A 20,227-nucleotide genomic window follows, 5' to 3' on the forward strand; every position below is an offset into this window, starting at 1 on the left:
GGCTTGCCGCGCGGGGCCGCGTGGCCGACTTGGGGTGATCCCGGGTGGCGGGCGCAGGATTCATGAAAATTCGAGCGATTGTCCGAACGAAAATATCCGGACTTAAATGAATCTTCACTCCTTGGCGGCATGGATCGTGAGGTACGGGGCAGCTGTGCCCGAAAGCTGATCGATATATCGCTTGGGCCACCTCTCACCGGAACGTGGAGCGGACCCGCGATACCTGGAGACATGAGATGAAATTTTTTAGCAGGATCAAACTGGCGAAAAAGCTGCCGGCGATCATGATCGGACTGACCATCGTGACCATCGCGATTGCGAATCTCGTATCCTATCGCAATGCGTCGCAATCCTTGCTCGGCGAGGCGGAAGAGGCGATGATGACCGTGGCGGAAGCCCGCGCGCTCGAGCTGGAGGGCTGGCTCGAGGGGGTCGATATCGATCTGCGCAGTCAAGCGGAAAACCCGACGGTGCTTTCGGCGATCCGTGGTTTCGGGGAGGCGTGGGAGACACTCGACGGTGACCGCACGGCCTATCTCAAGGACTGGTACATCGAGCGCAACCCCAATGAACAGGGCTTCAAGCAACAGCTCGATTACGCGCAGGACGGTTCGGCCTACAGCCAGGTCCACAAGCTCTATCACGGCTATTTCCGCAAGCTCGTCGAGGAAAAGGGCTATTACGATGTCTTCGTCTTCTCGCTTTCCGGCGATCTGATCTATTCGGTGTTCAAAGAACAGGATTACGCCACCAATTTTCTCGAAGGCGACTATGCCGACACCGGGCTCGGGACGGTTCTGCAACAGGCTCTGGCCGCACAAGGGCCGGGCATTTTCTTTGCCGATTTCGAGAAATACGCCCCCTCGCATGGCGCTCCGGCGGCTTTCCTGGCGTCCCCGGTTCTGGATCGTCGCGGCGAGATGCGCGGCGTGATCGCGTTCCAGATGCCGGTGGATCGTATCGACACCATCACCACGCGTTCGACGGGGCTCGGCACAACCGGCGATTCCTATCTGGTCGGCACCGATCTTCTGTTGCGCTCCAACACGATCCACGGCGCGGGGAATGAGATTCTGAACGTCGCCCTGAGCACGGATTCGGCGAAAAAGGTGATTGCCGGGGAAACGGGATTTCTGCGCGAAACCGATCAGGAGATCGGCACCGGCAAACTTCACGAACATCTCGCGGCCTTCTTTCCGGTGGAGTACCACGGGGTGAGCTGGGGGCTGATCGCGGAGCAGACGATCGAGGAAATTCTCGAGCCCGCGACGGCGCTGGCCCGGACCATGGCCTGGCAGGGTGCTCTGATGACCGCCGTGGTGGCGCTGATCGCCTATCTGATCGCCCGGACAATTTCCCGCCCGCTGACCCGTGTGGAAGGGGCGATGCGCACGGTTTCCGAGGGCAATTATGCGGTCGACGTTCCGGGCGTCGAGCGCGGCGACGAGATCGGGCAGATCGCCAATGCGCTGGACGATTTCCGTCATGCGCTTGGACGAGCGGAGCAGGCCACGCGCGACGGTCTGTTCAAGGGGGCCGCGTTCGAGGGGTCTTCGGCGGCTCTGATGATGATCGATCAGGACTTCACGATCACCTATATGAACTCGGCCGTGCATGAGCTGCTCAAAGAGAACGAGCCGGTCTTCCGCGGGATGTTCGGGGCGTTCGACGCCGACCATATCGTCGGTAAGAACGTCGATATTTTTCACAAAGATCCGCACCGGATTCGCATGATCCTCTCCGACACGAGCAAGATGCCCTTCTCGACGGATATGAAGGTGGGGGATGTGCATTTCGCGCTGGATGTGAACGCGGTCGTCGATCTCGACGGCGAGCAGATCGGCTGTGTGATGGAATGGAAGGATGTCACCGACATCCGTACCAACGAGGCCGTCATCACCGCCCTTGACGGCAATCAGGCCAAGGCCGAGTTTGGCGTCGATGGCAAACTCATGAAGGCCAATGCGAATTTCTCGCGCATGCTGGGCGTCGACCCGACCGAACTGATCGGCATGAAACATGACGAAATCTTTGCCTTCAACGCCAAGATGGCCTCCGAGCGGGGCGATGTTTGGGAGCGCCTGAATCGGGGCGAAAGCATCTACGGCCGGTTCAAGCTGCTCGACAAGGAGGGCAACACCTCCATCCTGGAAGGCACGTTCAGCCCGGTGAAGGATTCCTCGGGGCGTCCGTTCCGTATCATTCTTCTCGGCACGGACATCACCGACAGCCAGGCGGCCCTCGTGGCGGCGGAAGCCGAACGCGAGCGCATGAAGGCGGAACAGGACCGCGTCGTGGAGGGGTTGCGTGTCGGCCTCAAAAAACTGGCGCAGGGCGATCTGACTTCGCGGATCGATGAGAAATTCTCCGTCGAATACGAAACGCTGCGCGGCGATTTCAATCAGGCGATCGAGAATCTTCTGTCGGCCATGCGCAACGTGGTCGAGAATGCCGACATGATCCGGGGCGAGGCCGCCGAGATATCGAACGCGGCGGACGACCTGTCGCGCCGGACCGAGAAACAGGCGGCGACGCTGGAAGAGACTGCGACGGCGCTGGACGAGCTGACCTCTTCGGTGCGCTCGGCTGCCGATGGCGCGAAACAGGCCTCCGAAATGGTGGAGACCGCCAAGGCCAATGCCGAATCTTCGGGCAAGGTGGTGCAGGAAGCGGTTGAGGCGATGAGCCAGATCGAGACCTCCTCCGATCAAATCTCGAAAATCACTTCGGTGATCGACGATATCGCCTTCCAGACCAACCTTCTGGCGCTAAATGCGGGGGTCGAGGCGGCGCGGGCCGGTGAAGCGGGACGGGGGTTCGCGGTCGTGGCCTCCGAGGTGCGGGCACTGGCGCAGCGGTCTTCCGAGGCGGCGCGAGAGATCAACGATCTGATTTCCAAGTCCGGAACACTGGTGAAACGCGGCGTGAGCCTTGTCGGCGAGACAGGGGAGGCGCTGCGCGGAATCGTGAAATCCGTGTCCGAGATTTCTCACAACGTGTCGGAAATCGCTATTTCCTCGCGCGAGCAGTCCTCGGGGCTTGCGGAGATCAATGCGGCGGTGAATCAGCTCGATCAGGTGACCCAGCAGAATGCCGCCATGTTCGAACAGACCACGGCCGCCAGCCACGCCCTGACCCGCGAGGCGGAGAACCTGAACGTCACCACGTCGCGCTTTGCCATTGGCAGTGTACAGGCACAGACCACAGTGGCCAGTGCGCCGGTTCAGGTGGATTTCAAGCGTCCGGTGAGTAAACCGGAGCCGAGAATGGCGGAGACGCCCGTTGCCGCGGCCAAGGCGCCGAAACCAGCTGTCAAACACGCGGTGAATGCCCCCGTGCCGGTTGCGCCGCCGATTGAGGACGACTGGGAAGATTTTTGAGCAACCTGCGCGTGATATCCGGGCTGTTAAAAGGAGATTGGCTTGAAACCGTTACGTGTTCTGATTGTGGATGACTCGGCGACAATGCGCCGCCTCATCCGGTCGATCCTCGAAGCCGACAGTCGCCTTGTCGTGGTGGCTGAAGCGGGGACGGCGCGGGGGGCACGGGATGCGGTGAATACGCATCGCCCCGATGTGATGACGCTCGATGTCGAAATGCCAAGCATGAGCGGGCTCGAGTTTCTCAAGCGTCTCATGCGGCATCGTCCGATGCCCGTGGTGATGGTCTCGACATTGACCCGCCGAGGCAGCGATGTTGCGGTGGAAGCGATGGCTCTGGGCGCGGTCGATTGCGTGGAAAAACCCAAGTTCGGAGATGGGCTCGAAAATTTCTCGCGGCTCTCGGAGATGGTGGTGCTGGCCGCGCGGGCGCGACTTCCCAGCCCGCGCAGTGCTCAGCGTCCACGGCCACAGCCGGGAAAGGAAAGGAATTTTCACAGGATTTGCCTGATTGGGGGGTCGACAGGGGGGGTGGATGCAATCGAACGCGTCCTGCAGCGCTTTCCAGAGAAGTGTCCGCCGACATTGATCACGCAACATATGCCGGAACCGTTTCTGGTCAGCTTTACCGCCCGTCTCGACCCGCTGGTCGCGCCCAAGGTGATGCTGGCAACGGATGGGAGCGCGCTGGAACCCGGAGTGGTGATGATTGCACCGGGGGGGGCCACGCATCTCAATCTCGGCGGACCTGTCGATTTGCGGGTCAAGTTACACAAGGGGCCGCCGGTGTCCGGTCACCGGCCGTCTGTGGATTCGATGTTCCTTTCTGCTGTGCCGATGGCGCCACGGGTGACTGCGGGGATCCTGACCGGCATGGGGCGCGATGGGGCGGAAGGCATGGTCGCGCTGCGCAAGGCCGGGGCCCGAACGCTTGGACAGAGCGAGGAAAGCTGCATCGTTTTCGGTATGCCGCGGGTGGCCGGAGAATTGGGGGGCGTCGAACAATGGGCCGATCTGGACGTGTTCGGCGATGAAATCCTGCGTCTGTGTGAAAGCCCGGCACATGTGAGGGCGACATGACCACGATTTCTGAAAAACGCGCATTCGGCAGCCGGACCTATATCGCCCAGGGGGAATATGCGATCGGCGAGAGCGAAGACACGGTGATTTCCACAATTCTCGGATCCTGCGTCGCCACCTGCCTATGGGATCCCGTGGCGCGGGTCGGGGGGATGAACCATTTTCTTTTGCCGGAAGGGCCGCCCTCGCGCAGCGACGTCAGTTCCTTCGGCGCCAATGCCATGGAGCTCTTGATCAACGGTCTGATCCGGCATGGGGCGCGGCGTGAAAGGCTTAGGGCCAAGGTGTTTGGCGGGGCTGAAATGTATAAGGGGCTGACCAATGCCGGGAACCAGAATGGCACTTTCGTGCTGTCCTATCTCGAACGGGAGAATATTCCCTGTGATGGGCAGAGCCTGGGCGGGACGCAGGCGCGGCGTGTCGAGTTCATGCCCGCGCTTGGCAAAGCCCGGCAAAAGCTTGTGGCGGATGCGTCTCAGGTTGTGGAAAAACGGCCGACCCCGGAACGGACAAGCGATCTGGAACTGTTCTGAGGGGTGGCATGGTGTGTGCTGAGCTTTGCGGGCGGTTCTTGTCTGCATCCCGTGAGCATCGGGATGGGAGTGCCAGACGATTGCATGTGCGGCGCGCGCGTCTCATCGGGGCGGTGGGCGGAAAGCCGGGGTTTTGCACAAGGATGTGGCACGGTTCGGGCGGTGTGCTTTGGCGTAGTTTTACGATGGGGCGGCGGCTCTGGAACCGGATGGCCCGCGATTTCGGCAGGTGTTTCGGGGGAAATGTGAGCTGGGTGCGTTTTGCGAGCCCCAAATGACAGTCCGAAAGAGCGGCTCTGTGAAAAATGCCTTGGTCTTGGTTCGGAAGGCGGGCAGGAACGAGGAATGAAGTTGATCGATTCCATCTCCTTGTCGACATGTGTGCTTGCGGCGCTGACGCTTGGTCTCGCGCCTTTCGTGCCGGAGCCGCATATCTGGGAAAAGCTGAACATGCTTGCCAGCGGCACACTTTCTCGACCGATCGATATGTTCGATCTGGCGATGCATGGGCTGCCTTGGGTGTTGCTGATCGCAAAACTGCTCCGCGGGGCGCGTCCGGCGGAAGGCTGAGGCGTTTTTTTGGGGGGGGGCGCCGGTGCCATGCATGTGGGCGGATGGTGCGAGGGGCACAGGCATCCTGGCGCCATGTTTTGACAGCGGCGCACAGGACGGCGCACAGAAATCTGCATAGAACGTGCTGTGTTCCCGGGCTGTTCCTGAGAGCCGTAGCTGGCTTTGATCTAAGGAGTTGCGGTGTCCGTTCCACGCGGTGGGGAAGGGAAAGCCTCCGGCACAGGATATGCCGGAGGCTTTTGAGTTTGTGGCCACAGGCAAGCGCCGCGGTCAGGCTTTCGACACCGCATCGAGGATACGGGCCCAGCTGCGGATGCCTTTGTGGAAATTCTTGAGGCCGTATTTTTCGTTCGGCGAGTGGATGCGGTCGTCGTCATCCGCATAGCCGACCAACATGGAATCGAGGCCGAGAATGGTGGTGAAGAATCCGGCGATCGGGATCGAGCCGCCCATGCCGGCAAACACAGCTTCGCGGTTCCACTCGTCCGAGAGCGCCTGGCGCGCGGCTTCGAACTCCGGACGCGCGGTGTTCATCACGGCGGCAGGGGAGCCTTCGAGATCCTGATCCCAGACCACTTTGGCGTCGACCGGAAGCCGGGATTCGACATGAGCACGCAGGTTCTTGCGGATCTTGTCCGGGTCTTGCGTGCCGACGAGACGGCAGGTGATCTTGCAATGCGCCTCGGCCGGGATCACGGTTTTCGAGCCGGGGCCCTGATAACCGCCCCAAAGCCCGTTGATTTCAAGCGTCGGGCGGGCCCATTGCTGTTCGAGGGCGGAATAGCCCGCCTCGCCATGGGCCACGCTCATGCCTGCGGTGGCGAGATATTCCGCCTCGTCGAAGCCACAGCTTTCCCATTGCGCGAGTTGTTCGGCGGGGACTTCCTCGACGCCGTCATAGAAATCCTTGACGGTGACGCGGCCCTGATCGTCGTGGAAGGTGCTGATGATCCGGGAGATTTCTCGCAGCGGGTTGAGCGCCGGGCCGCCGTAATGGCCGGAGTGCAGATCCATCGAGGGACCGATCAGGGTGAACTCGTCCTTCAGCATGCCGCGCAGTTGCGAGGCGATGGAGGGCACGCCGGGAGAGACCATCGAGGTGTCGCAGATCAGCGCCAGATCGGCGGCGAGCTTGTCTTTGTTGGCTTCCATGAAGGGGATGAGCGAGGGAGAGCCGCTTTCCTCTTCGCCTTCGAAGAAGAAGGTGATGGTGCAAGGCAGGGTGCCATGCTCGGCGATCCAGGCGCGACAGGCCTCGACGAAGGTCATGAGTTGGCCTTTGTCGTCGGAGGCGCCGCGGCCACGGATCACTTTTCCGCTCTCGCGCTCTTCGATGAAGGGGGCAAACGGATCGTGATCCCAAAGCGACAGCGGATCGACCGGCTGCACATCATAGTGCCCGTAGAACAAAAGGTGCGGTGCGCCGGACCCGATCTTGCCCCAGACCATCGGATGGCCGGGGGTGTCGCAAAGCTCGGCCTCGGCACCCAGAGACTGGAGATCGGCGACAAGCCACTCGGCGGCGGTCTTGCAATCGGCCTTATGCGCCGGGTCGGTGGAGATCGACGGGATGCGCAGGAAGGTCATCAGCCGCTCGAGGGTCGGGTCGATGTCGGCGTCGATGCGCGCCAGCACCGGATCAAGACGTGTGTTCATTATCGGAAACCTTTGATCGTGCTCGGGTTGTTTTGTCGCAGCTTACGCCTCTCATTCCCGGTGTCCAGTCGAGACCATGGGTTGACATAGATCATTCAGAAGGGGTTTTTAGTCATTCTAAAAGGGCGGGGCAGAATGAGGCTTGTTCAGCCCTTACGGGGTCTGGTGGCGGTATTATCTTGCGAATTGTGAATATGAGTCGCAATTTTCGTTTTGTGCCGCTAAAAGAGGCAGACCCGAGACGCGCGAAAGGATAAAAAGTGGACTACACGGCGAAGCTTGACGAGGCGATCCAACGTTTGCACGACGAGGGGCGCTATCGCACTTTCATCGACATCGAGCGCAAGCGCGGACAATTTCCGCACGCCACCTGGACCCGCCCCGATGGCACCGAGCGGCCCGTCACCGTCTGGTGCGGCAACGATTATCTCGGCATGGGACAGAACCCGGTGGTGATCGAAGCCATGAAAGAGGCGGTGGACGCGACCGGCGCCGGGTCTGGCGGCACGCGCAACATCTCGGGCACGACCGTCTACCACAAACGTCTCGAAGCCGAACTGGCCGATCTGCATGGCAAAGAGGGCGCGCTGGTCTTCTCCTCGGCCTATATTGCCAATGACGCCACGCTCTCGACGCTTCCGACGCTGTTTCCCGGGCTGATCATCTATTCCGACGCGCTCAACCATGCCTCGATGATCGAAGGCATCCGCCGCAACGGCGGCGCCAAGCGCATCTTCCGCCACAACGATCTCGATCACCTGCGCGAGTTGCTGGCCGCCGACGATCCCGAAGCACCGAAACTGATCGCTTTCGAGTCGGTCTATTCGATGGACGGCGATTTCGGGCCGATCAAGGAGCTTTGCGACATCGCCGATGAATTCAACGCGCTGACCTATCTCGACGAGGTGCACGCGGTGGGCATGTACGGCCCGCGCGGTGGCGGTGTGGCCGAGCGCGACGGTCTGATGGACCGGATCGACATCATCAACGGTACCTTGGGCAAAGCCTTCGGCGTGTTCGGCGGCTACATCGCGGCCTCGGCGAAAATGTGTGACGCGGTGCGCTCTTACGCGCCGGGCTTCATCTTCACGACCTCGATCCCGCCGGCGGTGGCCGCGGGCGCTGCGGCCTCCATCGCTTTCCTGAAAGGCGGTGGCGGTGTGAAGCTGCGCGAACAGCACCAGACCCAGGCGAAAATCCTCAAAACGCGGCTCAAGGGGCTCGGCCTGCCGATCACCGACAACGGGTCGCATATCGTGCCGCTGATCGTGGGTGATCCGAAACACACGAAATTGATGTCGGACATGATGCTCGAGCAGTATGGTATCTACGTGCAGCCGGTGAACTACCCGACCGTGCCGCGCGGCACCGAGCGCCTGCGCTTTACGCCCTCGCCGGTGCATGGTCCGAAGGAGATGGATCACCTGATCAAGGCGCTTGACGCTTTGTGGAGCCATTGTGCGCTGAATCGCGCCGAATTGGCTGGCTAAAACGCATATCTGCTGTGCGAGCGGTTTGAGCATGTGGTAACACTGTCCCAAGGGGTTTCGGCGAATCGTCAGGAACCCCATCGGGACAGGATCAACTTGGGGCAGGCTCATGATCGGGCGGTGGAGAAAACCACCTGTCGAGGATACGGAACATCCTCGCGGGTTTGATGACTTCGAGTTGAAACTCGGCGACATCATGCGTGGCGAACGCGCGACCATCGGCAAATCCCTTCTCGACGTGCAACGTGAGTTGAAGATCAAGGCGACCTATATTGCCGCGATCGAGAATTCCGATCCCTCCGTGTTCGAGACCCAGGGGTTCATTGCCGGTTACGTGCGCTCTTATGCCCGCTATCTCGATCTCGATCCCGACTGGGCCTTTGCGCGGTTTTGTCAGGAAAGCGGTTTCGCCGTCGCTCATGGCATGTCGCCGCAGGCCTCCAGCAAACGCAGCGGTCCCGCCAAGACGGCGCAGAAATCCACGGTCAGCGACCCGTTCGCCAATCCGAACGCCAGTTTCGTGCCGCGCGGGCAGAGCTTTATTTCGCGCATCGAACCGGGTGCGCTTGGCTCCTCTGCGGTGCTTTTCGCGCTTCTGGGCGTGATCGGCTATGGCGGTTGGACCGTGTTGCAGGAAATTCAAAAGGTCAAACTCGCCCCCGTGGATCAAGCCCCCGGCGTGATCTCTGAAGTGGCGCCTTTGGGCGGGAATCAGATGGTTGTCGCGGGCTTGGACGAAAGCGTGAGCCTTGCCACGCCCTCCGCCGAAGCGCTGGACCGGCTGTACCGGCCGCAGGCGCTCGACGTGCCGGTGCTGGTGCCGCGCGACGGGCCGATTGCCTCGCTCGATCCGCGCGAAGTGGGCGCTCTGGCGGGCGAAAGCGCCGCCGCAGATCGCGAATCCATTCTCAACGATATGTCGAACCTGATCGCCGATGCGGCCCTGTCCGATCAAGGCGACTCGTCGGTTCAGGTCACAGCGGACGACGCACCGCAACTGGCGCTGGTGGCGGTTCTGCCGTCCTGGGTGCGGGTACAGGCCGCCGACGGGTCGGTGATTTTCGAGAAGATCCTCGATGCGGGAGAGCGTTATGTCGTGCCCGCGATGGAGCAACCGCCCGTGCTGCGCACGGGCAATGGCGGTGGCGTTTATTTTGCGGTGAACGGTCAGGCCTATGGCCCGGTCGGTTCCTCGGGCGAGGTGGTCAAGAATGTCGCGCTTTCCGTGGCCAATGTGTCCGACAGTTATCGCTCCGTCGATCTCGCCGCCAATGGCAGCGTGGCGGAGATGTTCCGCGTGGCGCAAAACGCGGAATAAGTCGCAGGGGAGAGACGTGGAAAGGCGGTTGTGACCGCTTGCCCCGCGCGGCGCGGAGGCCTATCTAAGGCCAAACGCGTTTCGCAAAAGAGGCTCCCATGTCGCACAATCCCGTCCGTCCCTGGCGCAATATCGACCGCCGTGTGAGCCGCAAGATCTGGGTCGGGAACGTGCCGGTGGGCGGCGATGCGCCGATTTCCGTGCAGACCATGACCAACACCCTGACCCATGACGTCAAGGCGACGTTGGATCAGGTGATCCGTTCCGCCGAGGCGGGTGCCGACATCGTGCGGGTCTCTGTGCCGGACAAGGAAAGCTCGGCGGCATTGAAAGAGATCTGCCGCGAAAGCCCGGTGCCGATCGTGGCCGACATTCATTTTCACTACATGCGCGGCATCGAGGCGGCGGAGGCTGGTGCGGCCTGCCTGCGGATCAATCCGGGCAATATCGGCGACGAGAAGCGCGTCAAGGACGTGATCAAAGCGGCGCGGGACAACAATTGCTCGATCCGCATCGGGGTCAACGCGGGCTCTCTCGAAAAGCACCTGTTGGAGAAATACGGCGAGCCGTGCCCCGACGCGATGGTCGAAAGCGGCATGGATCACATCAAGATCCTCGAAGACAACGATTTCCACAATTTCAAAATCTCTGTGAAGGCCTCCGACGTGTTCATGGCCTCTGCCGCCTATCAGCAACTGGCCGAGGCCACCGACGCGCCCATTCACCTCGGCATCACCGAGGCGGGCGGGCTGATGTCCGGCACGATCAAATCCGCCATCGGCATGGGGCAACTTCTCTGGATGGGCATCGGCGATACCCTGCGGGTATCGCTGTCTGCCGATCCGGTCGAAGAGGTCAAGGTCGGCTATGAAATCCTCAAATCTCTCGGTCTGCGCCACCGCGGCGTGAATATCATTTCCTGTCCTTCCTGCGCGCGTCAGGGCTTTGACGTGATCAAAACAGTGGAGGAATTGGAGAAACGCCTTGAGCATATCAAGACGCCGATGAGTCTCTCGATCATTGGTTGCGTTGTGAACGGACCGGGTGAGGCTTTGATGACCGATGTCGGCTGGACCGGCGGGGGCGCGGGTCACGGCATGGTCTATCTCGGCGGTGCTCAGTCGCATAAAATGTCAAACGACAGCATGATCGAACACATCGTCGAACAGGTAGAGAAAAAGGCTGCGGAACTCGATGCTGCAAACGCTCAGGATGCTGCTGAATAACGAGGGTATGGGCAAAAGCCCAGATGCGAGAGGCTCGTATGAGGGCAAGTTTAAGATCTAAGGCGATTGCCATCTGTGATGAGAAAATTGCGAAGAAAGGTGAGACGGTAGGTCTCTCTTTCTATGCCTTCTTTGCCAATAAAAATGATGATCCAGATCTTTTGATGGAAGCTGCGGAGTGGTGGATTAAGACGCATGTTCTGGATCACTTCGAAAAAGCTGTCAAAATACGCGAAATGATCCGATCCGGTCTTTGAGGTCTGTCTGCGAGACGCGCCAGCATGTCGTAAAAACGCAGGGCAACAGACAAAACCCCGCCGTTTGGCGGGGTTTCTTTTTCTAGCAAAGCTGTTTTAGGTCAGCGGTTGGCGCGGACCTCTTTGACGATTTCGACCATGCCGTCATAGGGCACATAGCCGCGCAGCATCTGGTCGCCCATGATGAACGCGGGCGTGCCGGAGATTTGCAGCGCGGTGGCGAGTTGGTGGTTCTGGGCCAGAACTGCGGTCACCCCGTCGCTGTCCATTTCGGAGATCACCTTGTCGGCGTCGATGTCGAGATCCTTGGCGAGACGGCGCAGCGCACCTTCGGAAATATCGCCACGGGCCTGCATCAACTCGTCATGGAGCTTGAGATAGGCCTCGTCGCCCGCAATGAGTTTGGTCGCGACGGCAAAGCGGGCGGCCAGAACGGAGGCGTCGCCGAGGATCGGGAATTCCTTGACGATCAGCTTGATGTTGCCGTCCTTCTCCAGAAGCGCCTGCACATCCGGGTAGGCTTTCTTGCAATAGCCGCACCGGTAGTCGGAGAACTCGACGATGACGATGTCGCCGTCCGGGTTGCCATAGACCGCATCGTTGCTGTCGTCATAGATCGGCCCGGCATAGGCGGCGATCAGATCGGCATCGTTGGCGACCTGTTGATCGGCTTGGCGCTGTTGGTAGACGTCGACGGCCTCCATCAGCACTTCGGGGTTTTCGAGCAGATAGGCGCGGATCTCGGCCCGGAAGGCCTCGCGCTCCGCATCCGACATGTCGGCCATGTCAAAAGCGCTTGCTGCAAGGGCGGTGGAGGCGGTGAAAAGCGCCGCGCCGCCGAGGCGGGTCAAGGCTTTGGCAAAAGGCATATCGTCTGTCTCCGTTTGAGGATCTGTTCAGACGCGTCTACCACATCCTGCGTCCGGTTCCACCCTACAGTTGCGTGACCCAAGGCCGCAGAGCAGGGGTGCAACAGGCGCGGGTGCAGGGATGCAAACCGCCTGCGCATGATCCGCCACATTGCAATTCCCGCCGCTGGCTGGCATGGGTTGGCCGATATGAAATACAGGAGCCCCGTCATGAAAACCTCGCAACGATCCGTGGTCGATCCTTTCATCGTGATGGATGTGATGGAGGCGGCGCGGGCGGCCGAAGAGGCGGGGCGCTCGATCATCCATATGGAGGTTGGCCAGCCCTCAACGGGCGCGCCCTCGAAAGCGCGCGCGCGGGTGGAAGAGGCGATGGAGGCCGATCCCTTGGGGTACACCGTGGCTCTGGGCCTGCCGGAGCTGCGCAAGGCGATCGCGGCGCTTTACAAGGACTGGTACGGGGTCGATCTGGATTGGCAACGCGTGGTGATCACGCCGGGCTCCTCGGGGGCGTTCATTCTTGCCTTCACGGCGCTCTTTGACGCGGGGGCGAAAGTGGGCATGGGCGAGCCGGGCTATCCGTCCTACCGGCAGATCCTCACCGGTCTCGACATCACACCGGTCGGCATTCCGACGAAACTGGAAAACCGTCTGCAACCGGTGCCTTCCGAGATCCCCGAAGGGCTCGACGGTCTGATCGTGGCGTCTCCCGGCAACCCGTCGGGTACGATGTTGGGCCATGAGGAAATGGGGGCCTTGATCGAGGCCTGCCGTGACAAGGGCATCGCTTTCATCTCCGACGAGATTTACCACGGCATCCAATACGAGGGCCGGGCGGTCACGGCGCTTGAGCTGTCGGACGATGTCTATGTGATCAACTCGTTTTCGAAATTCTTCTCCATGACCGGCTGGCGTATCGGCTGGATGGTGGTGCCCGAGGATCATGTGCGGGTGATCGAACGCATTGCGCAGAACTTCTTCCTCTGCCCGCCGCATGCTTCGCAGGTTGCGGCTTTGGGCGCGTTGGAAGCGCGTCAGGAATGTCAGCAGATGGTCGATGTTTATGCGGAGAACCGTCGGCTGATGCTCGAAGAGCTGCCGAAGATCGGTTTCGACAAGATCGCGCCGCCGGACGGGGCGTTCTACATCTACGCCGATGTGTCGGACTATACCGAGGACAGCAAGGCCTTCTGCGACGAGATTTTGGCCGAGGCGGGCGTGGCCGTCACGCCGGGGATCGATTTCGATCCGGTGCGCGGCGCGCGGATGCTGCGGTTCTCCTATGCGCGCTCGACCGAGGATATTCGCGAAGGTCTCAAACGGCTTGCCGGGTTCATGGCCGGGCGCGGTGTTTGAAACCCGTTCGTCCATTGAGCCGTCCTGCTCCGGGTCGACCGATTGCGAGCCATATGAAAGCCTCTGGTAAAAACCTCCGGGGCCGGGTGTCGACGGAGCTTCACTCCGTGTCGTCGCTGCCGTAGAGGCCTTCGTAGAGCCACTCGGCGAGTCTTCTCGTATCCACACCGTCCCAGCTGGGGTCGATATGAGGCTCGCCGACCTCAGCGCCCCCCAGTTCGGCGAGCCGCGCCCGGAGCGGGTCAAGCGTGATGGCCTCGACGCCTTCGCGTTCGGCGACGGCGAGCAGGTCGGCCGCCTTGTCCAGATCGCGCGTCAGGATGTCGCCTTCGATCAGCGCACGGGCGTATTCCGAGGCGGCCTCGCCATAGCCGCCCTGAATCGCCTGATCGTACAGGGCTTCCGCCTCGTCGGGGTTTTGTTCGATGCCGTAATAGCCATGCAGGTAGCTGCCCGCGAGATTGCTCTGGGCAATGGGATAGGCCTGAAGCGCGGCCATCACCATCAGGCTGTTGGTGAGCAGATCGCCGTCCGGATTGTATTGCACGCAGCTTTCGGACAGCACCATCCAGCGCAGCGCGATCATTGCGGGGGCGTTCGCCTCCTGGATCGCGGCGGTGATAAGCCTGTCGAAATCGCTGTCGTCAGCGTTGCCGACACAGGCGGCATCGGCGATCTCGTTGTAGAAATCGCGGTCGTCCTGCCAGTAGGACGGCAGCGGATCGGCCAGCGCGGGCAGGGCGAGCAGGGTTGTGAGGGCTGCTGGCAAGACGCGGCGCATCATGGGGCGTGAGGGGATCGTCATGGCGGGGCTCCCTATGAATCCGCGTTCAGCCTGCGGTGCAAAGATCACGGGGTCAACCGTTCCGTCCATATCTGAGGCGGTTCACATGTCCGTGGCTGGTTTTCGGGCACAGACATGGTATCTCTTGCGCAAAATAAGTCATGAGGGCGTGATGCGGGCGTTGGTTTTGAAATTCAGTCTGGCTTTGGTACTGATCGGCGGTGTTTTGACAGCACGCGCGGAGGCGCAGCAAACCGGGCTCACGGCGCTCGCGCGCGCCGACAGCAGCGCCTCGGCGCTCGTGGATCAGGGCGACAGCCTTGAGATGATGCTGCGCCTGAGCCAGCCGGTGCCGTTTCGCATCTTCACCCTCGATGACCCACGCCGCATGGTGGTGGATTTTTCCGAAGTGGACTGGACGGGGTTCGACACCGAAGCGTTCGACACGGCCGAAGGGGTGAGCGGGCTGCGGGTCGGAGGGTTCACGCCGGGCTGGTCGCGCATGGTGCTCGATCTGGCGAACCCCTATGCGCTTGTCCATGCGGAGATGAGCCGCGACGACAAGGGCGCGGTTCTGACGCTCAATCTCGATCCGACGGCCTCGGACGAGTTCGCTTTGGGGGCGGGCACGCCGCCCGATGCGCAATTGGTGCGCCCGTCTGTGGAGGACGCACCGAAAGCCGAGCCCGCGCGCATATTGGGCGACGGGGCCTTGCGTGTGGTGCTCGATCCCGGCCATGGCGGCATCGATCCGGGGGCGGAGCGGGACGGCGTGCGGGAGAAAGACCTGACGCTGATGTTTGCGCGCGAATTGCAGGATGTGCTGAACCGGGCGGGGGGCTTCGCGGTGACCATGACCCGGACGGAGGATGTTTTCGTGCCGCTCGAGACCCGGCTGACGCTGGCACGGGAGGCGGGGGCGGATGTGTTCCTGTCGCTTCATGCCGATGCGATCGCCGAGGGGCGCGCCGAGGGGGCGACGATCTACACGCTGGCGGAGCGTGCCTCGGATGCGGCCTCGCAGAAGCTCGCCGAACGCCACGACCGGGCGGATTTGCTGGCGGGTGTGGACCTCACCGGTCAGGACGACGTGATCGCCACCGTGCTGATGGACATGGTGCGGACCGAGACCATGCCGCGCACCGACCGGTTGGCGGATACGCTGGTGCAGTATCTCGACGAGAGCGTCGGCATGCACAAACGCCCGCGCCTCGAGGCCGGGTTTTCGGTGCTGAAGGCACCGGACATGCCGTCGGTGTTGATCGAGCTTGGGTTTCTGTCTTCGGCCAAGGACCGGGCGAAGCTCAAGGATCAGGCCTGGCGGACGAAAGCGGCCTGGGCCATTCGCGATGCTCTATACGCGTGGGAAGAGCAGGAGCTGTCGCTGCGGGACAAATTGAGGAAGTAAACCTTCGGGGGAACGTGTCCGGGAGATCGAAATGTCCCGGAGGCACAGGGAACCTCCGGGACGGGACAGGGCGATCGTGCCGTGGAAATCAGAACCGCTCCCTGTCCGGCTGTGTGACGGCGCTCAATGCGCCATCATGTCTTTTGCGACCTGCGCGGCGCTCAGATCGGCCGGGTAATAGGTCGGCCAGTTGGTCAGTTCTTCGAGCACGGCGGTGCGGTCGTTGCCCCAGTAGAGGTGATAGTGATCGGCCTTTGACGGGAAAATCCGGTGGTCGCTGAACTGGATATACTGCGGCGCTTCCGCATCGCCCGCGACCTTCTCGAAGACGAAACGCACGCCGCGGTTGCCTTTGGAGTAGGTCAGGATTTCGTAGCCGTCGCTTTCATATTGCGCGCGGGTGGCGGTAGCGCCGCGATGGAAGGTCACGGTATCGCCGTCGATTTCGATCTTGTCGACATCGGTGGCATAGCCGGTGGCGTAATAGGCGGTGTAGTCTGCGGCGCTTTTGTCGCCATGCTCGGCCTTATGCGCCATCACCGCGTCGAGCTTGCCTTCGGTCAGGAGCGGGTAAACGGATTGCCAGTCGCCGGCCCAGTCGGACAGCGGGCGGTCCTCGATCTGTGCGTCTTCGAAATAGCCTTTGTAAATCTGTTCGTCGTGATCGTGGTCATGGCTGCCGTGATCATGGGCCCGGGCCTGTGGGGCAAGCGTCAGGGTGACGGACAGGGCGGTTGCGAAGGCTATGGCAATGGGAGAGGCGAGAGGGGACTTGTGCATAGGGTCTTTCCTTGGTTTTGGCGCAAACCATGCGCGAATTGATATGTAATAACATTACAGTCACTGCGTAGAGAAAACGCGCAACAGTGGCAAGAGGAAAGCGGTGCAGGTTTTTATGTCCGACAGAGGAGGGAGGGCAGATCGCCGGGCTCTTCAGCCGGTTTTCCGCGCCAGCCAGACGGAATGCCCGGTGCAGCCCGGATCTTCGGGCATAAAGGCGATGACCTCAAGCCCATGATCCGCCAACAGGCGGCTGTATTCCTCGGGCGAGAGAGATGCGTGATAGACGGTCTCGTGTTCGACGCTGCCAATCGCCTCGCCCGCCTCCGGGCCGGTGGTGAACAGCAGCGTGCCGCGCGGGTTCAAATGTTGGGCGAAGGTCGCAAACATCGCCCGCTGATCTTCGGCGGAGAGATGGAAGAAACTGTCCCAGGCGATCACCGCATCGAAGGTCTCGCCCAGATCGAGGCCGCGCATGTCGGCATGCAGGACGCGGGCGCGCGGCAGGTTCTGCCGGAACAGCGCCACCATCGCGGCTGCCCCGTCGACGCCTGTCACCTCACAGCGCCGCTCCGACAGGTACTGCGCAATCGGCCGCCCCGAGCCGCATCCGAGATCGAGCACATGGCGTTTGCCTCCGGTCTGGGGCGTGTAGCCCATCATCCGGTCGAGCCATGGCCGTTCGAACAGGGTCTTCGCGCGCGCCAGATCGAAAGCGCGGGCCTGACGTTCATAGGTGGGAAGGATGTCTTCGGGTCTCATGGCATCGGACATAGGCCCGTGCACGCGGGGCGGCAAGGGCGTGAGACGCGGGGGTGATCACGGGCGGCGTCTTTCTGCTCACAATTGCGCGCGATCCGGCCGGGGAGGTTTTGACCAGAGCGTCGTCGCCGTATAAGGAGGGTCAGGTATGTGCCCGGGACAGCGAGTCAGCGGGGCGCATGGGTGTGGGAACGATCGCAGGAAACCTCAGTGCTCAGATTCATCCTTTCTTTCTTCGGGACGATTTTTTCGTGGATCACCACGGGGTTGTTCCTGTTGGCCATCGTCATCGGTGGCATCTTCTGGATGTACGGGCGCGACCTGCCGAACCACGAGGCGCTGGCTCAGTACCAGCCGCCGACGATCTCGCGCATTTATTCGGGCGAGGGCAAGATCATCGACGAATTCGCCAAGGAACGCCGTCTGTACACCCCGCCGGAGGAAATCCCCGATCTGGTGAAGAACGCTTTCATCTCGGCGGAGGACAAGAATTTCTACAAACACCATGGCTATGACCTGCGCGGCATGGCCTCGGCGGCGCTGACCGCGGCACGTGGCGGCCCGCTTCGGGGCGCGTCGACCATCACCCAGCAGGTGATGAAGAACTTCCTTCTGGACGGTTCGCGCTCCGCCGAGCGCAAGATCAAGGAGCTGATCCTTGCCACCCGTCTCGAACAGACCCTGACCAAGGATCAGATCCTCGGACTTTATCTCAACGAGATCGACCTCGGCGTGCGCTCCTTCGGGGTGACGGCGGCAGCGCAGAGCTATTTCAACAAATCGCTCTCCGAGCTGGCTCCGGAAGAGGCGGCTTTCCTCGCGATCCACCCGAAAGCGCCCTATTCCTACAACCCGGCCAAGAACTATGACGGCGCGCTGGAGCGGCGCAACTATGTGCTGCGCGAGATGTATGAAAACGGCTACCTGAGCCAGGAAGAGTACGAAACCGCGCGCGCCAAGCCGATCAAGACGGTGCAGACCGGCGATTACCCGTCCTATCGCGAAAGCCTGCCGCCGCGCGATTATTTCACCGACGAGATCCGCCGCCAGCTCTCGAAAGACTTCGGCGAAGAGGAATTCTTCGAAGGCGGGCTGTCGATCCGTGCCACGATGGACCCGGAGATGCAGACGGTTGCGGCGCATTCCTTGCAACGCCGTCTTGAGGAGCTCGACCGCTCGCGCGGCCGCTGGCAGGGTACGGGCAAGACGATCGACCCCGCGACGCTCGATGACGGCTCATGGGAGGCAGCGCTCGGGGCGGTTCAGGTGGCACGCGACATCACGCTCGATGGCAAATGGTATGTCGGTGCGGTCGATGAGATCGGCGACGGCTCCATGACAGTGATGGTCGAGGATGGCATCGGCGAAGTCACCGTGCCGCGCGAGGACATCAAATGGATCAAGGGCAGCTTCCGGGACAATTTCACCCGCGGCGATGTCGTGCATATCCGGCGCATGACCACGGGCGACAATGGCGAGGGCGATCTGATCCGCTGGAGCCTGCGGCAGGTGCCGGAGGTCGAAGGGGCGTTTGTGGCGATGGACGTCGACACCGGGCGCGTGATTGCGATGCAGGGTGGGTTCTCCTATGAACATTCCGTGTTCAACCGCGCCACCCAGGCGACGCGCCAGCCGGGTTCCTCGTTCAAACCCTTCGTCTATGCGGCAGCGCTCGACAGCGGCTTTACCCCCGCGACGATCATCGTCGACGCGCCCATCGAGGTGAACACGCCGCAGGGCGTCTGGCGGCCCAAGAACGCCTCGAACAAGTTCTACGGTCCGACGCCGCTCAGAACCGGGATCGAGCAATCGCGGAACCTGATGACCATCCGTCTCGCGCAAGAGGTCGGCATGGATACGGTGGCGCGCTACGCCGAACGCTTCGGGGTCTATGACCACATGGGGCAATATCTCGCCTCCGCTCTGGGCGCCGAAGAAACCACCGTGTTCAAGATGGTTTCGGCCTATGCGATGTTCGCCAATGGCGGCGAGCGGGTCGAGCCGACGCTCGTGGACCGGGTGCAGGACCGCTATGGCCGGACGATCTACCGCCACGATGCGCGGATCTGCGAGGATTGCGATACGGCAACCCTCGATCCGGGCGTCGCGCCTCTGATCAAGTCGAACCGCGAACGCATGATCAACGCGATCACCGCCTATCAGCTTACCTCGATGATGCAGGGCGTGGTGCAGCGCGGTACGGCCGCCGGCAAGGTCAACCTGCCGGTGCCGGTGGCGGGCAAGACCGGGACGACGAACGACGGCAAGGACGCGTGGTTCATCGGTTTCACTTCGAACATCGTGGCAGGGTGTTACATCGGCTACGACACGCCGCGCAGCATGGCTGGGGCCTCCGGTGGCGGCTATTGCGGTCCGGTGTTCAACAGTTTCATGCAAGACGCGGTGAAAAAATACGGCGGAGGCAAGTTCAAGGTGCCGCCGGGCGGCCATTTCATCAAGATCGACCGTTACACCGGCGCGCGCCTGAACGACGATGCCTCCGGGCCGAATGTGGTGGCGGAGTATTTCCGCGATGGCGAAGAGCCGATCTTCGGGCTGACGTATGATGGCGGTTTCGCCATGGGGGCCGACCTGCCACTGTTCTCGGCGGGGGAGAGCGAAGGCGAGGACGGCACGCGCGAGGTCCAGACCTCGACCGGGCGGACAATCACCGTGCCGGAGAAGGCGACGATCAACTCGCTGTCGTCGGGCGGGCTGTATTAGAGCGGGTTAGGCCGGGCTGCGATTCTGTGCT

At 61.8% G+C, this 20,227-nt stretch carries 16 protein-coding genes; 11 read left to right on the forward strand and 5 right to left on the reverse strand.

Annotated features, from left to right (window positions below):
* The first annotated feature begins 236 nt into the window (after positions 1-236).
* From V1475_RS12100 to V1475_RS12115, 4 genes are all read left to right on the forward strand, one after another.
* A complete protein-coding gene (locus tag V1475_RS12100) occupies positions 237-3,380 on the forward strand; it encodes a methyl-accepting chemotaxis protein (protein WP_479412942.1) in 3,144 nt (1,047 codons plus the stop codon).
* Between the two features lie 42 nt (positions 3,381-3,422).
* Positions 3,423-4,460: a protein-glutamate methylesterase/protein-glutamine glutaminase gene (locus V1475_RS12105; protein WP_479412943.1), complete on the forward strand. Its 1,038-nt coding sequence runs from the start codon at positions 3,423-3,425 to the stop codon at positions 4,458-4,460.
* Positions 4,457-4,993, forward strand: a complete 537-nt coding sequence (locus tag V1475_RS12110) for a chemotaxis protein CheD (RefSeq protein WP_434287564.1) — start codon at positions 4,457-4,459, stop codon at positions 4,991-4,993. Before V1475_RS12105 ends, V1475_RS12110 begins: the two co-directional genes overlap by 4 nt.
* 345 nt (positions 4,994-5,338) lie before the next feature.
* On the forward strand, positions 5,339-5,563 hold the full coding sequence (locus V1475_RS12115; RefSeq protein WP_479412944.1) for an RND transporter: 225 nt from the start codon (positions 5,339-5,341) through the stop codon (positions 5,561-5,563).
* A gap of 273 nt (positions 5,564-5,836) precedes the next feature.
* On the opposite strand, the gene V1475_RS12120 is transcribed toward V1475_RS12115, so the two are convergent.
* The gene (locus V1475_RS12120; protein WP_479412945.1) at positions 5,837-7,222 is read right to left on the reverse strand and encodes a dipeptidase; all 1,386 of its coding nucleotides are present in this window, start codon (positions 7,220-7,222) and stop codon (positions 5,837-5,839) included.
* A 260-nt stretch (positions 7,223-7,482) separates the two neighbouring features.
* On the opposite strand from V1475_RS12120, the gene hemA reads away from it, so the two are divergent.
* From hemA to V1475_RS12140, 4 genes are all read left to right on the forward strand, one after another.
* Positions 7,483-8,712, forward strand: a complete 1,230-nt coding sequence (gene hemA, locus V1475_RS12125; RefSeq protein WP_479412946.1) for a 5-aminolevulinate synthase — start codon at positions 7,483-7,485, stop codon at positions 8,710-8,712.
* Between the two features lie 109 nt (positions 8,713-8,821).
* Entirely contained in the window at positions 8,822-10,030 is a 1,209-nt protein-coding gene (locus V1475_RS12130; RefSeq protein WP_479412947.1) for a helix-turn-helix domain-containing protein, read from the forward strand.
* A 98-nt stretch (positions 10,031-10,128) separates the two neighbouring features.
* On the forward strand, positions 10,129-11,256 hold the full coding sequence (gene ispG / locus V1475_RS12135) for a flavodoxin-dependent (E)-4-hydroxy-3-methylbut-2-enyl-diphosphate synthase (protein ID WP_479412948.1): 1,128 nt from the start codon (positions 10,129-10,131) through the stop codon (positions 11,254-11,256).
* A gap of 23 nt (positions 11,257-11,279) precedes the next feature.
* Complete coding sequence (locus V1475_RS12140; protein ID WP_479412949.1) at positions 11,280-11,513, forward strand: DUF6500 family protein; 234 nt, start codon at positions 11,280-11,282, stop codon at positions 11,511-11,513.
* A gap of 101 nt (positions 11,514-11,614) precedes the next feature.
* Here the strand turns inward: V1475_RS12140 and V1475_RS12145 are convergent, their stop codons facing one another.
* Positions 11,615-12,382 carry a DsbA family protein gene (locus V1475_RS12145; protein ID WP_479412950.1) on the reverse strand — a complete coding sequence of 256 codons (768 nt, stop codon included), beginning with the start codon at positions 12,380-12,382 and terminating at the stop codon, positions 11,615-11,617.
* A gap of 210 nt (positions 12,383-12,592) precedes the next feature.
* Here V1475_RS12145 and V1475_RS12150 point away from each other — a divergent pair, with 210 nt between their 5' ends.
* Positions 12,593-13,738 carry a pyridoxal phosphate-dependent aminotransferase gene (locus V1475_RS12150; RefSeq protein ID WP_479412951.1) on the forward strand — a complete coding sequence of 382 codons (1,146 nt, stop codon included), beginning with the start codon at positions 12,593-12,595 and terminating at the stop codon, positions 13,736-13,738.
* Positions 13,739-13,838: 100 nt separating this feature from the next.
* Here the strand turns inward: V1475_RS12150 and V1475_RS12155 are convergent, their stop codons facing one another.
* Positions 13,839-14,543 carry an SEL1-like repeat protein gene (locus tag V1475_RS12155; RefSeq protein ID WP_479412952.1) on the reverse strand — a complete coding sequence of 235 codons (705 nt, stop codon included), beginning with the start codon at positions 14,541-14,543 and terminating at the stop codon, positions 13,839-13,841.
* A 151-nt stretch (positions 14,544-14,694) separates the two neighbouring features.
* Here V1475_RS12155 and V1475_RS12160 point away from each other — a divergent pair, with 151 nt between their 5' ends.
* Entirely contained in the window at positions 14,695-15,930 is a 1,236-nt protein-coding gene (locus V1475_RS12160; protein ID WP_479413974.1) for an N-acetylmuramoyl-L-alanine amidase, read from the forward strand.
* A gap of 123 nt (positions 15,931-16,053) precedes the next feature.
* On the opposite strand, the gene V1475_RS12165 is transcribed toward V1475_RS12160, so the two are convergent.
* Positions 16,054-16,710, reverse strand: coding sequence for a ZinT family metal-binding protein (locus V1475_RS12165; RefSeq protein ID WP_479412953.1), 657 nt, complete (start codon positions 16,708-16,710; stop codon positions 16,054-16,056).
* A 153-nt stretch (positions 16,711-16,863) separates the two neighbouring features.
* Positions 16,864-17,472 carry a class I SAM-dependent methyltransferase gene (locus tag V1475_RS12170; RefSeq protein ID WP_479412954.1) on the reverse strand — a complete coding sequence of 203 codons (609 nt, stop codon included), beginning with the start codon at positions 17,470-17,472 and terminating at the stop codon, positions 16,864-16,866.
* Between the two features lie 210 nt (positions 17,473-17,682).
* Here V1475_RS12170 and V1475_RS12175 point away from each other — a divergent pair, with 210 nt between their 5' ends.
* Entirely contained in the window at positions 17,683-20,196 is a 2,514-nt protein-coding gene (locus V1475_RS12175; RefSeq protein ID WP_479412955.1) for a penicillin-binding protein 1A, read from the forward strand.
* The last annotated feature ends 31 nt before the right edge of the window (positions 20,197-20,227 follow it).

Source organism: Celeribacter sp. SCSIO 80838, from assembly GCF_056498065.1.